Origin of the sequence: Stenotrophomonas sp. CFBP8980, from assembly GCF_034046095.1 — a bacterium.
GTDB classification, from domain to species: Bacteria; Pseudomonadota; Gammaproteobacteria; order Xanthomonadales; family Xanthomonadaceae; genus Stenotrophomonas; species Stenotrophomonas lacuserhaii.
In genome coordinates this window covers 35457-49925 of sequence record NZ_JAXCXF010000006.1, presented here as the reverse complement: position 1 = coordinate 49925, position 14469 = coordinate 35457, and the positions used below count along the sequence as shown (strand labels likewise).

Below are 14469 nucleotides of genomic sequence, written 5' to 3'. Positions count from 1 at the left end.
TCAGAGGTAGAGCATTCCATGAACGATCTGGTCCCGCTGGAACAGGCCCATTGCATCCCCCGCCGGGGCAACGAGCACCGCCTGGGGCAGGCCCGGCTGGCGGAACTGCTGCCCCAGGTGCCCGGCTGGGAACTGGTCGAGAACGGCCAGGCCCTGCAGCGCACCTTCCGCTTCAAGGACTACTACCACACGCTCGCCTTCGTCAATGCGCTGGCCTTCATCGCCCATCGCGAGGACCACCACCCCGACCTGGGGGTGCATTACGACCGCGCCGTGGTGCGTTATTCCACGCACGACGTGGGCGGGCTGAGCGAGAACGATTTCATCTGCGCTGCCAAAGCATCGGCCCTGACGGAGTGACTGCCATGACCCTGCGCCTGTTGATCCTGCCCCTGCTCGCCACCGGCCTTGCCGCCTGCGGTGGCTCCGGCCAGCCGGCGACCCCGGCCGCGCCGGCCACGCCGCCGACCGAAGTCGCCGCGGTGAAGACGCCGCCGCCGCAGTACCCGATCGAACTGGCCTGCAGCGGCGTGGGCGGTACCACCACCCTGAAGGTCGTGGTGGGGGTGGAAGGCAAGCCCACCGAAGTGACCCAGCTGACCAGCAGCGGCAACCCGCAGCTGGACGAACAGGCGCGCACCGCCGTGCAGGGCTGGCAGTTCAACGCCGCCAGCCGCAACGGCCAGAAGATGCCCGCCACGATCCAGGTACCGGTGAGTTTCAACCCGCCGCAGCCGCGCCCGGATGAATGCTTCGCGGTGGAAGAGCGGCTGCGCCGCGGCGGCTGATGCCCCGCTTTCCGCCACGGCCCGCCGGCGCCCACCCGTCCCCATCGTCCCGCCTGTGCGGGGCGACCGCTCCCCGAAGGATTGCACCGGCAGATGCTGCAGATTTCCACTGAGAACGTCTGGATCGCCTTGGCGGTCACCCTGGCTGCGGGTCTGGCCACCGCGCTCGGCAGCCTGATGGTGCTGTTCGCAAAACGTCCCAACCCTCGCCTGCTGGCCTTCGGCCTGGCGTTTGCTGGGGGCGCGATGGTCTACGTGTCACTGTCGGAGATCCTCAACAAGTCGATCGACTCGTTCACCCAGGCCTACGATCCGCGCCTCGGCTTCACCTATGGCACCCTCGCCTTCCTGTTGGGCATCCTGGTGATCATGGGCATCGACCACCTGATCCCCAACCCGCACGAGAGCCTGGACGCCAAGGATCCGAACTTCCGCGCCGATAACAAGGCCTACATCAAGCGGGTCGGCCTGCTGACCGCCGTGGCGATCACCGCGCACAACTTCCCCGAAGGCCTGGCGACCTTCTTCGCCACGCTGGAAAGCCCATCGGTGGGCATGCCGCTGGCCTTCGCCATCGCCATCCACAACATTCCCGAAGGCATCGCCATCGCGGTGCCGGTGTACTTCGCCACGCAGAACAAGTTCTACGCCTTCGCGGCGAGCCTGCTGTCCGGCCTGGCCGAGCCGATCGGCGCGGCGATCGGCTATTTCCTGCTGTCCGGCTCGCTGAACCACGCCACCTTCGGCTGGGTATTCGGGCTGATTGCCGGGGTGATGGTGTTCCTGGCGCTGGACGAGCTGCTGCCGGCGGCCAAGCGCTATGCCCAAGGTCACGAAACGGTGTACGGGCTGGTGGCGGGCATGATGACCCTGGCCTTGAGCCTGGTGCTGTTCAAGTGGTGAGTGGGTTGGCGAACGGGTGAAACCCCCTCGCGGGTGGCGGCCTGCTGGGGTGCATCCGAGGCTGGGCCGGGCGGCGGGGCTGGTCGGGGGACGGCAAAAACTGCGTCCATGCGGGCCTCGATTCGCGCCATCCATGGCGCTCTACGCCCCCGCCCAACCCCGCCGCCCGGCCCCCGGACAGGTTCCGTGCGCGCCAGCCGCGTGAAAAAAAAGAAAGAAGCGGTAGCGCCGACCAATGGTCGGCGAGCGCAGCGGGCCGTTGGCGGGAACATTCCGCCGACCATGGGTCGGCGCTACCCTTTTTTTTTCTTACGCGGCGGATGGCCCCCGGAACCCATCAGGGGGCCGGATGCTGGGGCTGGGCGGGGGCGTAGAGCGCCATGGATGGCGCGAATCGAGGCCCGCAGGAGCGGCTTTTGCCGTCCCCCGCACAGTCCCAGCATCCGGCCCCAGACACGCGACCTGCTTCCACCCGCCGCGAGGGGCTCCGCCGTTCGCAGACCCCTATTTCAGGCGATCCAGCGCCTCGACCAGCTCATCCGCCAGCGGCGCATTGAGCACGTAAGGGGTCTTGCCCGCGTCCAGCGCGAACTCCAGCGAGGCGGCATGCAGGAACAGCCGCTTCAGGCCGATCTGCTCACGAAAGCGCTTGTTGACGACAGGATCGCCGTACTTGTCATCACCCGCCACCGGATTACCCAAGTGCTGGGCGTGCACGCGGATCTGGTGGGTGCGCCCGGTTTCAATCCGTACCTCGCAGTACGAATGGCCACCGCGGCGCTCCAGCACCTTGAAGTGGCTGATCGAGGGCTTGCCGATCGCGTTCACCTGTACGTGGCGCTCTCCGCCCTGGCGCAGGCCGACGTGCAGCGGCGCGTCCACCGTCATGGTGCCGTCGGGCATGCGCCCGGCCAGCAGGGTCAGGTATTTCTTGCGGATGCCGGCGCCGTGGTCCTCGCGCAACAGCGCCTGCAGCTCGCTCAGCGCAGAGCGCTTCTTGGCCACGATCAGCAGGCCGGAGGTGTCCCGGTCCAACCGGTGGACCAGCTCCAGCGTCTTGCCCGGACGCAGCGCCCGCAGGGTTTCGATGGCGCCGAAGCTGATCCCGCTGCCGCCGTGGCTGGCCACGCCGGACGGCTTGTTCAGGGCCAGCAGGCGCTCATCTTCATACACGATGGCCTGTTCCAGTCGGCGCATGAACGACTCCGGCGGACCGGTCCTGTCGCCTTCCTCGCTGAGATGGACCGGCGGAATCCGGATCACTTCCCCGCCTTCCAGCTTGCGCTCGGCCTTGGCGCGGCCGCCGTTCACCCGCACCTGGCCGCTGCGGACCAGCTTGTAGACCAGGCTGCGCGGCGCCCCTTTCAGTTGTCCAAGCAGGAAATTGTCCAGCCGCTGTCCCGCCCGGTCGTCGGGAACGGTGATCATGCGCACGGAAGGCTTGTCGGAGTTGGGGTTTGCGGGGTCTTGAGCAGTCATCAGCCTGTTTATTCTGTTACACTCGGGCGGCGAGATAAGGGATTGATTTCGTTGGAAGTTACTCCGGGCCAGAAGCCTGTCTTCCAACGAATCCGGCACAGTGCGCGACCACCGCCCCCGGGGCGGCCATGTTAGCGGCTCACCGGCGCTCCCGGCCATCGCCGATTGCCTGACACGCAGTCGCGCTGAACATGTCCCGTGTGGCGCTCCAGTTTTGGCTGACAGCTGCCGCCGGTCCCGTAACACCCAAAACCAGATAACAAGAGCGCTCCCGCGGCCTGCCGTGGTGTCGTAGCGCTGGAAACCCGGGCCACCCTCCCCGCGCCTGCGCGAATGGGCGGCCAGCCGTATCCAGAGGCGAAACTCCATGGCGTTCCGCGCGGTAGCCGCTTGCGAGGAACGCAACAATGAAGCGAATGCTGATCAACGCCACGCAGGCCGAAGAACTGCGTGTAGCCATCGTGGATGGCCAGTCGTTGTATGACATCGACATCGAGCAGCCGGCCAAGGAACAGAAGAAGTCCAACATCTACAAGGGCCGGATCTTCCGCATCGAGCCCTCGCTCGAAGCGGCCTTCGTCGAATACGGCGGTGGCCGCCACGGCTTCCTGCCGCTGAAGGAAATCTCCCGCGATTACTTCCAGGCCGGCGTGGACCACAACAAGGCCGGCATCAAGGAGCTCCTGCGCGAAGGCCAGGAAATCGTGGTGCAGATCGACAAGGATGAGCGCGGCAACAAGGGCGCTGCCCTGACCACGTTCATCTCGCTGGCCGGCCGCTACATGGTGCTGATGCCGAATTCGCCGAGCGCCGGTGGCGTCTCGCGCCGGATCGAAGGCGAAGACCGCGCCGCCCTGAAGGACGCGCTGGACAAGCTGAACATTCCTGACGAAATGGGCGTGATCATCCGCACCGCCGGCGTCGGCCGCGATGCCGAAGAGCTGCAGTGGGACCTGGATTACCTGCTGAACGTGTGGCGCGCCATCGCCGAAGCGGCGCTGAGCAAGCCCGCCCCGTTCCTCATCTACCAGGAATCGCGGCTGATCGTGCGTGCCCTGCGCGACTACCTGCGCGCGGACATCGGCGAGATCCTGGTCGATACCGAAGAGATGTACCAGCACGCCCGCGAGTTCATGCAGCAGGTGATGCCGCAGACCCTGCGCAAGCTCAAGCACTACACCGATGACATCCCGCTGTTCAACCGCTTCCAGATCGAGTCGCAGATCGAAGGCGCCTACGAGCGCAACGTGCGCCTGCCGTCGGGCGGCTCGATCGTGGTCGACCAGACCGAAGCGCTGACCGCCATCGATGTGAACTCCTCGCGCGCCACCAAGGGCAGCGACATCGAGGACACCGCGTTCCAGACCAACCTGGAAGCGGCAGAAGAAGCGGCCCGCCAGCTGCGCCTGCGCGACCTCGGCGGCCTGGTGGTGATCGATTTCATCGACATGTCCTCCAACAAGCACCAGCGTGAGGTCGAGAACCGCCTCGCCCAGGCGCTGAAGTACGACCGCGCCCGCGTGCAGGTCGGCCGCATCTCGCGCTTCGGCCTGCTGGAAATGAGCCGCCAGCGCCTGCGTCCGAGCCTGGGCGAATCCAGCCAGCTGGTCTGCCCGCACTGCGACGGCCACGGCCGCATGCGCAGCGTGGAATCGCTGTCGCTGTCGATCATCCGCGTCGCCGAAGAGCATGCGATGAAGGAAAACACCGGGCAGGTGCTGGTCCAGGCCCCGGTCGAGATCGCCAACTACCTGCTCAACGAAAAGCGCAGCGCGCTGCGCGAGATCGAAGCGCGCCACGAAGCCCCGATCGTGATCGTGGCCGACGAGCAGCTGCACACCCCGCATTACACCGTGACCCGCCTGCGCGAAAACGAGCTGGGCGAGGAAAGTGGCAAGCCGAGCTACCAGCGCGGCACCCCGCGCAAGCTGCCGGTGCATGCCCTTACCAAGGGCCAGCTGAACATTCCGCCGCCGGCCGTGACCCAGGTCCAGCACAACTCGCCAGCGCCGATCCGCGAAGAAGCCGCGCCGCAGCCGGCTCCGGTTCCGGTGGCCGCTCCGGTGGCCGCTCCGGCTGCCACCGGCGGCGTGGTCGGTTGGTTCAAGCGCATCTTCGGTGGTGAACCGGCGGCCGCGCCGGCACCGGCACCGGCCGCGCGTGCCAACGGCGGTGAGAATGGCCGCAAGGACCGCAACGGCAAGGATCGCAACGGCAAGGACCGCAAGGACCGCCGTGACGACAGCCGCAGCGCCGGCAACGGCGCCGCGCAGGCGCAGGGCCAAGGCCGCAAGGAACGTGGTGAGCGTGGTGAGCGTGGTGAGCGTGGTGAGCGCCGCCAGGGCAATGCACCGGGCGGCAACGCACAGGTCGCTGCCACCGCCAACGCACAGGCCGGCAACGGCAATGGCCAGCAGGCGAAGCAGCGTCAGGAGCAGGGCCAGCAGGGTGGCAAGCAGCGCAATGAGCGCGGCGAGCGCACCGAGCAGGCCCAGGGCCAGGCGCCGGCACAGGGCCAGCAGCAGCCGAAGGTGAAGCAGCCGCGCCAGCCGCGCGTGCAGGATGGCGAGAAGCCGCAGCGCGACGGCAGTGACATTGCCGCCGCCGCAACCGTCGCGGCGATCACGCCGATGGGCCTGGACGCTGCCGAAGCCGCATCGCGCCTGGCCAACCAGCAGTTGCGTGGCGAAGAGGTCGACAGCCACACCACGACCGCGGCATCCCCGGCAACACCGCAGGCAACCGGGGCAGCACCGGCCGCGGCACGCGTGCCGGTCGCCGACACCGACGTCGAAGAAACAAGCGCGGTCAGCGTTGAAGGCGCCGAAGGCACCGAAACGCCGGCCACGGATGACGGCAACAGTGAAGGCGGCTCGCGTCGTCGTCGTGGTCGTCGTGGTGGCCGTCGTCGTCGTCGTGGCAATGCAGAAGGCACCGCATCGGATTCGCTGGGTCATGACGATTCCGACGAAGACGACAACGACGCCGAAGAGCAGGATGCGACCGCAGCTTCGGCTCCGTCTGAAGTGAGTGACACCGAAAAGCGCCAGCCGGCCTCGAGCCGTCCGCAGCCGGAGTTCGACTTCGACGACGAAGGCGATGCCCCGGCGCCGGTCGAGCGCGAAAAGCGTGCAGCCGCAGTGCTGGCGACCGCCGCCATCGTGCCGGCCGCGGCCAGCGCAGTGACTGCCGCGCGGGCTCCCGTGGTTGAAGCGCCGAAGGTTGAAGCACCCAAGGTGGAAGCACCGAAGGTCGAGGCGCCGAAGATCGAAGCAGCGCCCGCATTCGTGGCACCGACCCGGACCGACACCCCCGCCGAAGCCGTCGTCGATGTGGAAACGGTGAAGCCGGCCGTCAGCGCCGACGTTGTCCGCCCGCAGCGCGACGCCGCCACCCAGGCGCAGGCAGAAGTGCCGAAGGCCGAAGCGCCGGCCGCTGCAGCCCCGGTCGCAGCTGTCGAGCAGGCTCCGTCCTGGCAGCCCGTGCCGCAGGCAGCGCCCAAGGTGGAGGCCGCCCAGGCCGAAGCCGAGGCGCCGAAGCCTGCCGCCGTGGCAGCACAGCCGGCACCGGTGCAGACCAGCATGCTGGATGCCATCGAACCGGCTGCGCCGCAGGCTCCGGCCGTCACCGCACCCGCGGCGGCTGAGCCGGTCGTGGCTCCGGTTGCCGCTCCGTTGCCGGCCGCGGTTGCCGCACCGGCAGTGGTCGAAGCGGTCGAAGCCGCCGAGCCGGCGATCCTGGCCGGTGGCACCGACGCCGCCGCCCAGGCTGCGGTCGTGGCCCAGCCGGAACCGGCCGCCGCATCGAAGGTCACCGAAACGGTGACCAGCGAGACGGATGCCGAGGAAGACAAGACCAAGCCGGGCAACCTGCCGCAGGGCTGATCCGCTGTTGTGATGCAAACGAAAACAGCGACCCTCGGGTCGCTGTTTTTTTGTGCCTGGTGGTATACGGCAAAGGCGTGACGACCAACGGTCGTCACCCACAGAACAAAGGCTGACGGCCAGCGGCCGTCACTACCGGGTCGCGGTGCACGAACGGTAGCGCCGAGCCATGCTCGGCGAGTGCAACGGCAGAGGCGTGACGACCAACGGTCGTCACCCACCCGGGCAGGAGCTGACGGCCAGCGGCCGTCACTACCGGGTTGCTTATTTCTGCGCTGCCGCCGTTTCCGGTGCGAACTGCAGGCGCGTCCATACACCGTAATGGTCCGACGCCCAGCGGCCGCTCGCGTCGGGCTGGTCGAACAGGATCTTCGCCTCGCGCGCCAGCAACTGGTCCTGCTGGAAGAAGATATGGTCGATGCGCGATGGCGCTTCGAAATAGTGGCGGTTCAGCGTGCTGACCTTCGCCAGGTCATTGTTGACGTGCACGCTGCCGTAGCTGTCGCCGTAATGGCTGCGCAGCCCGCTCAGATCCCCCGCATCGACCAGGGCGTTGAAGTCGCCTGCAATCACCACCGGCGCTCCGGCCGAGGTGCTGCTGATGAAGCGCAGCAGGTCTTCCACCTGCGCCCGCCGGATCTGGATGCCCTGCGCATCGGAACGCTCGTTGAGGTGGGTGGCGTAGACATTGATCGGCCTCCCATCCACTTCGATGCGCAGGTGGCCCACCGTGCGGTAGTCGCCCAGCGGCTGCAGCAGGTGCTGGCCGCGAGCGAGGACCGGCCGACGGGTCAGCAGCGCATTGCCATAGCGTTTGGTTGCCCCGGCCGGATCGGTCGAAACGAACAGGTACGAATAGCCCAGCCGGGCCGCCAACCACTCGGCCTGGTTGCGCACATCACGCTTCTGGATCACTTCCTGCAGCGCGATCGCATCCGGCTGCAGCCGCTGCAGCTCGGCCAGGATCGTCTTGCGCCGCTCCGGCCAGTCCTCGCGATCATGGTGCAGGTTGAAGGTCACCATGCTCATGCCCGCTTCGCGCGTCATCCCCGTTGAAGCGCCGGTCGTTGCCGCGACCGCTGCATCCGACCGTAGTTCCGCCGCCATGCCCCCACCGGGCAACAGCAACGCCGCGCCCACGGCACACCCAAGCATCATCCGCACGACACCACGCGCGCCCTTCCCGCCCCTCACCCGCATGCTGCTCACCCCTTGCGTTCGGCCCGGCGCACGGCGGCCGGAACCTCGATCTCGATCTTCGCCGGCACCTGGTGCACGTGCAGCTCACCGCCGATCCATTCCACCGGCTCGCCATTGATGGTGGTCGCACCGGGCTCGCCGGCATACGGCCACGGCAGCACCAGGCCACCGGCCGGCGGCAGCACGCCGGCTGCGACCTCCAGCACCAGTTGCTTGTCGCTGCGCTGCAGCCGGTAATCCAGCTTGCCCTGCGGCGTGCGCAGGCCCTTCACCGCGATGCCCTGCCCTTCGAACCAACGCACCGGCACGCCGGCGGCCAGCACCAGCGACTGGTCCACGTCGCGGTTGTAGGCAAACATGTCCAGCGCCGAGCGCACGAAGTCCGACGCCACCCAGGCATGCGGCAGGTCGCCGACGAAGAACGGCTTGCGCGGCGTGCGCGACACCACTTCGGCCCACTGGTTCCAGGCCTGCGGCGAGCGGTCCTTGAAGAAGAACTCGGTCGCCTGCCAGGCGCGGTCGCGCCAGCCCAGGCGCACGAAAGCGGCGACGTTGCGCCATTCGTACGGGGTGTAATCCTTCCATTCGCGCTTGCCGTCGCGGCGTGCCACGAACTCGGTCCAGTAGCGCTGGAAGGTGTTGTCCAGCTGCGGCTGCGGCAGGCGACCCTGCTCGCCGCCGGGCGCCAGTGCGATGGTGGTGGAGGTTGCATCGAAGTCCCCCAGCTCGGCCGAGCCGGGCAGGAAGTCGATGCGGTGCTGCTCCATCGCCGCATACAGCGATGCCTGCAGGTCGGCGCGGAATTCATCGCGCGCGCCGGTGATCGCCAGCACTTCCATCTTCTGCAGGCGCTCGGCGATGATCCCGGCGTCCTTGTAACCACGCAGCGCCCAGAAATTGTCCCAGTACGAATGCATCGGCTTGGCCGAGTAGCCTTCGTGGCTGATCGAGGCCGGCATCATCCCGTAGAAGGCCGGGTTGCGCGCGCGGTTCTCTTCGGTACGCTCGCTGGCGCGCAGGCGTTCCATGTAGTGGAACGCGCCGGCCACGTGTGGCCACATCGCCTCCAGGAAGGCGTCGTCGCCGGTGTAGCGCCAGTATTCGGCGATGTTGTAGATCAGCTCGCCGTGGCTGTCGTTCTCCGGCACCGGGTCACTGCCGCGGTCGTCCACGCAGCAGGGCACCTTGCCGTTGTCGAACTGGAACGGGGCATACCACTGCACGTAGTCGCGCACCGCATCGCTGCGGCCCATGCGCAGCAGGCCCTCGGAAATCATCGCGCCATCGCGGATCCAGCTGCGTCCGTAGGAGCGCGTGCCGGGCTGCAGGCGTGGGCCCACGCGGGAAATCAGCATGTGCGCCAGCGCCGTGCGCAGCGTGTCGGCCAGCGGCTGGCCTTCGCGCGGCAGCTGCAGCTGCAGGCCGTCCAGCTTCTGCCGCCACATCGCCGCGACCTGCGCCTGCGCCTTGCCGGCATCGAAACCGCGCGGGTTGAAGCTGCCGACCTGCGGCAGCACCAGCGCCACCTCGCGGCTCTGGCCCGGTTCCAGCTTGAACGTATACAGCAGCGCACCGGAGGCCATGCCGGCGGGATCCTTCACCGAGGTGGTGGTCGGCAACGCGCCGCCGGCCAGGTGCATCACCTCCAGCTTGCCGTCGAACGGGGTGGCGAAGCGCGCATCGGGGGTCTGCACCGGATACAGCCGCGGCTCGCCGTTGACCTTCACCAGGCCTTCTTCCATGTCCAGGCTGTCGATGCGGCTGAAGCCCCCGACGGTATTGAGGAACTGGGTCGGCGGATTGACCTGCCACGGGCGGATCGCCAGCGCCAGGGTGTACTCGTGGGCGACCTTGTCCGGATTCTTCAGTGAGTAACGGGCCACCAGCTGGGATTTTTCCGGGCTGCCCTGCACGAATCCGGTCACCGACAGCGACGCCTTGTCGTGCTGCCAGTCCACGCTGGCGATCGGCAGGTAACTGTCCTGCAGCGACTGGATCGGGCTGACATCGGCCCAGCTGACCAGCTTGCCGTCCAGCTTCAGGAACGGCTCCACGCTGAAGCTGCCACGCGCCATTTCCAGCGCGCCGTCTTCGCTGATCAGCGCCTGTTCGCGGCCACCATCCAGGCCCAGCAGGGTCCAGCTCGGCTGCTCGCCTACGTACGCACGCGGCAGCGAACCGCGCGGCAGGTCGGCGGCCACCGAAGAAAGAAACGCATTCGGGGTGGCGGCGAACGCAAGCGGCTTCAGCGCGATATCGCGGATGCCATAGCGCCAGTTGGGGCCACCCTGCAGGTCGAAGCGCAGGTAGCGCGCATCGGTTTCCGGCAACGCCAGCCAGTCACGGCCGCCACTGCCGGCAGTGACCTCGCGCACGGTGCGCCAGTCGCGCCCGTCCTGCGAGGCGCGCACGGTGTAACGCGTGGCCTCCAGGCCGGGCAGCCAGTCGATCACCGCCCCGCCCACTTCGCGCGGCTTGCCCAGGTCCAGGCTGATGGTCTGTTGCTTGACCCCGCCGCTGACCCAGAATGTATCGGCCTTGCCGTCGATCATGCGGTCCTGCAGCGCGGTGGCCGTGTCGGCCAGCACGTCCGGGTGCAGCGGCGAATCATCCTGCGCGGGCAGGCCCTGCAGGGTCAGCTTGTCGAAACAGACCGTGCCGCGCCCGCCAACCTTGCTGTATACGGTGAACTCCATCGACGCGCTGCGCTTGAGTTCCTTCTCCGGCGACGGGCCCCAGGCCTTGTCGATGTGGCGCTTGCGGAACTCCACCGGCGTCCAGGCCTTGGGGAAGGCGTAGCCGGGGCGGTTGACCCACCACACGTTGTCGCCGCTGGCATCGATCAACTTGAACTGCAGGTCGTTGGACGGCGAATCACCGCGCAGCTGGAAACCAAAGCGGTAGTTGGCCGGGTAGTCGATGCTCAGCGCGCGACGCACGCCGACATAGCCGGATACCTCGTGGAAGTCGTAATCCAGGCACATCGCGCGACCGCCGCCGGCACCGGCGACGTTGCGCAGCGAGCCGCTGACCTGGTCGGACAGCACCAGTGTCCACTGGCCCATATCGTCGAGATCATCGATGACCTTCGGTGCAGGTGCGGCAGGAGGCGGGGCAGCAACTGCCACGCAGGACCACAACAACGCCAGGCCAGCGATGATTTTCCGGTTCACCCTTTGACACTCCCCAACATGAGACCTTGAATGTAATAGCGCTGCAGCAGCAGGAACAACGCCAGCACCGGGATCACCGTGACCACCGCGCCGGCCATCATCATCTCAACGTCCATGATGTGTTCGCGTGACAGCGTGGCAAGCGCTACCGGCAGGGTGTAGTGCTCCTGGTCGGTCAGCACGATCAGCGGCCACATGAAATCGTTCCACGCGCCCATGAAGGTGAAGATGGACAGGGTGACCAGCACCGGCTTGAGCATCGGCAGCACGATCTGGAAGAAGATCCGCATCTCCCCTGCCCCGTCCATCCGCGCCGCTTCCAGCAGTTCGTCCGGGATGGAGCGCGCGTACTGGCGCACCAGGAAGATACCGAACACGGTGGCCAGCGCCGGCACGATCACCCCGCCGAAGCTGTTGACCAGGCCCAGCTGCTTCATCAGCAGGAACAGCGGCAGCATCGCCACCTGCGCCGGGATCACCAGCGCGGCCATCAGCACCTGGAACAGGCGGTCACGCCCGACGAAGCGCAGCTTGGCGAAGGCATAGCCGGCCATCGTGTTGAGCAGCAGCGAACCCAGCGTGATCGCCACCGACACCAGCAGGCTGTTGGCGAAATTGACGCCCATGCCGGTCCGCGCGAAGAGCTCGTGGTAGTTGGCGAAGGTGACGTGCGAGGGCGTCAGCGGCGGCGGGAACGTGGTCGCCTCGCCGGCCGGCATCACCGACACCGACACCATCCACAACAGCGGCGCCAGGCTGACCAGGGCCAGCACCAGCAACCCACCGTTGATCCACCATCCGTGCCAGCGTGACTGGCCGATTTCGCGACTCATACCATCTGCCTTTTGCGCCCGAAGCGCAGCATCACCGAGGTCACCGCCAGGATGATCAGGAACAACAGGAACGCCACCGCCGATGCACGGCCGAGGTTCCACCACTTGAAGCCTTCTTCGAACATGAAGTACAGCACGCTCACGGTGCTCTGCAGCGGGTCGCCGCGGGTCATCACGTAGGGTTCGGCGAACAGCTGGAAGTAGCCGGACACAGTGATCACCCCGACCACCAGCAACACCGGGCCGAGCATCGGCAGGGTGATGTGCAGGAACTGCTTCCAGCGCGATGCGCCATCGATGCGCGCGGCCTCGTACAGGTCATGCGGGATCGCCTGCAGGCCGGCCAGGAAGATCACCATGTTGTAGCCGAAGTTCTTCCACACCGCGAACAGCATGATCGTCGGCATGGCCCAGTCCGGATCGCCCAGCCAGTCGATCGGGCTGATGCCGATGTGCCCCAGCCCGTAGTTGACCAGGCCATAGCTGGTGTGGAACAGGTAGCGCCAGATCACCGCCACCGCCACCAGCGTGGTCACCACCGGGGCGAACAGCGCGGTACGGAACAGGGCCTTGAAGCGGGCCGCCGGCGCATTGAGCAGGATCGCCGCACCCAGCGATACCGCGATGGACAGCGGCACGCCGATCACCACGAAGTAGGTGGTGTTCCACAGCGACTTCCAGAACATCGGGGTCTGCAGCAGGTCGATGTAGTTGCCCAATCCGACGAAGCGCAGGTTGGCGCCGTCGGCCAGCGAGTACAGGTCGAAGTCGGTCACGCTGAGCGCCAGCGCCGAGGCCACCGGCAGGCCGAAGAACACGCCCAGCACGATCACCGCCGGGGCAGCGAAGATCCAGCCGGCAAGCGAAGAACGGTTCATGGCTGGCCTCCCGTGGCCACGGGCGCAGCATCGTCCGGTTGTCCGGTGGCCTGCTCATGCATCCAGCGACGCTTGGCCAGCACCTTGTCCACGCGGTCGTCCAGCTCGGTCACGGCCGCATCCTGCGCCTGCCCACCACGCACCACCTTTTCGGTGACGATGCGCATTTCCTGCACGATGCGCTCCCATTCCAGCACCTTCGGCGTCGGCTTGACGCGCTCGAGCTGGTCACGGAACGCAGCCGCCAGCGGATCACCCGCGAGCGATGGGGCCTGCCAGGTGCTGCGACGCGGCGGCAGGTCGCCGATGATGGAATGGAAGCGTTGCTGGATCTCCGGGCGCGACAGGAACTCGATCAGCTTCCACGACGCTTCCTTCTGCTGCGCCTTGCGGAAGATCACCAGGCTGGTGCCACCGGCGATGCCGGCACCGGGGCCGTCCGGCCCGGGCAGTGCGGCGGTGCCCCACTTGCCGGCCAGTTCCTTCGGCTCCAGCTTCTTGAACTCGCGGATGTTCCAGGGGCCGGAAATGTAGAACACGTTGAAGCCCCGGAAGAACTCATCCCAGACGTTGGAGATCTGGGTTTCGGACATCTTCGGCGCCCAGCCCTTCTCGAACATGTTGGCGTAGAAACCCAGCGTCCGGCGGAAACCGGGGCTGCGGAAATTGCCGCGGGTATCGTCATCGCGCAGCAGCGGGTCCGGCTGCTGCAGGGCAAAGGACAACTGCTGCTCGAATTCGTTGATCGGCATCAGCACCGCGTAGCGGTTCGGGCCCTGCATCTTCTTGATGTCGGCCATCTGCTGTTCGAACTCGGCCCAGGTGCGCGGCGGCGCATCGTGGCCGGCCTGCGCGAGCAGGTCCTTGCGGTAATACAGCAGGCGGGTATCGACGTACCACGGCACGCCGACCACCTCGCCGTGGATCACGTTGGTGTCCCAGATGCCCGGGAAATAATCAGCCGGCTCGACCACCTTGGAGCGGTCGATGTAGGGCTGCAGCGGCTCCAGCGTATTGAGCTCGGCGAACTCCGGGATCCAGGTATTGCCGAGCTGGCAGACATCGGGCAGCCCATCGGCGGCGAACGCGGTCAGCAGTTTTTCATGCGCGGCGGTCCACGGGATGTTCTGCACGTCCACCCGGATACCGGGGTTTTCCGCTTCGAACTCGTGGATCAGCTCGGCCACCACTTCGGCCTCGCGCCCCATCGCCCAGAAGCGCACCGTGGTGCCTTCTTCCTTGCGCGCGCAGCCCGCCAGCACCAGGCCGGCCACCAGCGCGGCGACCCAGCGCAGGCGACGGCCCGGGGACTTCTTCTTCGTTGCCAGCGC

Annotated in this window: 10 protein-coding genes; 4 read left to right on the top strand and 6 right to left on the bottom strand. The window is 67.2% G+C overall.

Annotation, left to right across the window (positions count from 1 at the left end; translation table 11 throughout):
- The first annotated feature begins 18 nt into the window (after positions 1–18).
- The 3 genes from SOM47_RS13220 to zupT all read left to right on the top strand — a co-directional run bounded on the left by SOM47_RS13220 (position 19) and on the right by zupT (position 1691).
- Positions 19–360, top strand: coding sequence for a 4a-hydroxytetrahydrobiopterin dehydratase (locus SOM47_RS13220; protein ID WP_042613277.1), 342 nt, complete (start codon positions 19–21; stop codon positions 358–360).
- Positions 361–365: 5 nt separating this feature from the next.
- Entirely contained in the window at positions 366–788 is a 423-nt protein-coding gene (locus SOM47_RS13215) for an energy transducer TonB (protein ID WP_042613276.1), read from the top strand.
- Positions 789–881: 93 nt separating this feature from the next.
- A complete protein-coding gene (zupT, locus tag SOM47_RS13210; RefSeq protein WP_192083346.1) occupies positions 882–1691 on the top strand; it encodes a zinc transporter ZupT in 810 nt (269 codons plus the stop codon).
- 504 nt (positions 1692–2195) lie between these two features.
- On the opposite strand, the gene SOM47_RS13205 is transcribed toward zupT, so the two are convergent.
- On the bottom strand, positions 2196–3170 hold the full coding sequence (locus SOM47_RS13205) for an RluA family pseudouridine synthase (protein WP_320505837.1): 975 nt from the start codon (positions 3168–3170) through the stop codon (positions 2196–2198).
- 407 nt (positions 3171–3577) lie between these two features.
- Between SOM47_RS13205 and SOM47_RS13200 the strand changes: the two genes are divergently transcribed.
- Positions 3578–7054 carry an Rne/Rng family ribonuclease gene (locus tag SOM47_RS13200; RefSeq protein WP_320505836.1) on the top strand — a complete coding sequence of 1159 codons (3477 nt, stop codon included), beginning with the start codon at positions 3578–3580 and terminating at the stop codon, positions 7052–7054.
- Positions 7055–7318: 264 nt separating this feature from the next.
- Here the strand turns inward: SOM47_RS13200 and SOM47_RS13195 are convergent, their stop codons facing one another.
- The 5 genes from SOM47_RS13195 to SOM47_RS13175 are packed head-to-tail and all read right to left on the bottom strand — an operon-like array spanning position 7319 to position 14433.
- On the bottom strand, positions 7319–8254 hold the full coding sequence (locus SOM47_RS13195) for an endonuclease/exonuclease/phosphatase family protein (protein ID WP_320505835.1): 936 nt from the start codon (positions 8252–8254) through the stop codon (positions 7319–7321).
- Between the two features lie 5 nt (positions 8255–8259).
- Positions 8260–11382: a discoidin domain-containing protein gene (locus SOM47_RS13190; RefSeq protein WP_320505919.1), complete on the bottom strand. Its 3123-nt coding sequence runs from the start codon at positions 11380–11382 to the stop codon at positions 8260–8262.
- A 41-nt stretch (positions 11383–11423) separates the two neighbouring features.
- Positions 11424–12260: a carbohydrate ABC transporter permease gene (locus tag SOM47_RS13185; RefSeq protein WP_042615044.1), complete on the bottom strand. Its 837-nt coding sequence runs from the start codon at positions 12258–12260 to the stop codon at positions 11424–11426.
- Positions 12257–13138, bottom strand: coding sequence for a carbohydrate ABC transporter permease (locus SOM47_RS13180; protein WP_057506835.1), 882 nt, complete (start codon positions 13136–13138; stop codon positions 12257–12259). Before SOM47_RS13180 ends, SOM47_RS13185 begins: the two co-directional genes overlap by 4 nt.
- Positions 13135–14433 (bottom strand): sugar ABC transporter substrate-binding protein, encoded by a 1299-nt coding sequence (locus tag SOM47_RS13175; RefSeq protein WP_414715808.1) that lies wholly within the window; start codon positions 14431–14433, stop codon positions 13135–13137. The genes SOM47_RS13180 and SOM47_RS13175 overlap by 4 nt, the downstream gene beginning before the upstream one ends.
- Positions 14434–14469: the final 36 nt, after the last annotated feature.

What these genes read in the sequence shown, in the direction of transcription:
- SOM47_RS13195 (WP_320505835.1), bottom strand. Translation starts at nt 8,254, where the DNA reads ATGCGGGTGAGGGGCGGGAAGGGCGCGCGTGGTGTCGTGCGGATGATG.
- zupT (WP_192083346.1), top strand. Translation starts at nt 882, where the DNA reads ATGCTGCAGATTTCCACTGAGAACGTCTGGATCGCCTTGGCGGTCACC.
- SOM47_RS13220 (WP_042613277.1), top strand. Translation starts at nt 19, where the DNA reads ATGAACGATCTGGTCCCGCTGGAACAGGCCCATTGCATCCCCCGCCGG.
- SOM47_RS13215 (WP_042613276.1), top strand. Translation starts at nt 366, where the DNA reads ATGACCCTGCGCCTGTTGATCCTGCCCCTGCTCGCCACCGGCCTTGCC.
- SOM47_RS13205 (WP_320505837.1), bottom strand. Translation starts at nt 3,170, where the DNA reads ATGACTGCTCAAGACCCCGCAAACCCCAACTCCGACAAGCCTTCCGTG.
- SOM47_RS13185 (WP_042615044.1), bottom strand. Translation starts at nt 12,260, where the DNA reads ATGAGTCGCGAAATCGGCCAGTCACGCTGGCACGGATGGTGGATCAAC.
- SOM47_RS13180 (WP_057506835.1), bottom strand. Translation starts at nt 13,138, where the DNA reads ATGAACCGTTCTTCGCTTGCCGGCTGGATCTTCGCTGCCCCGGCGGTG.
- SOM47_RS13200 (WP_320505836.1), top strand. Translation starts at nt 3,578, where the DNA reads ATGAAGCGAATGCTGATCAACGCCACGCAGGCCGAAGAACTGCGTGTA.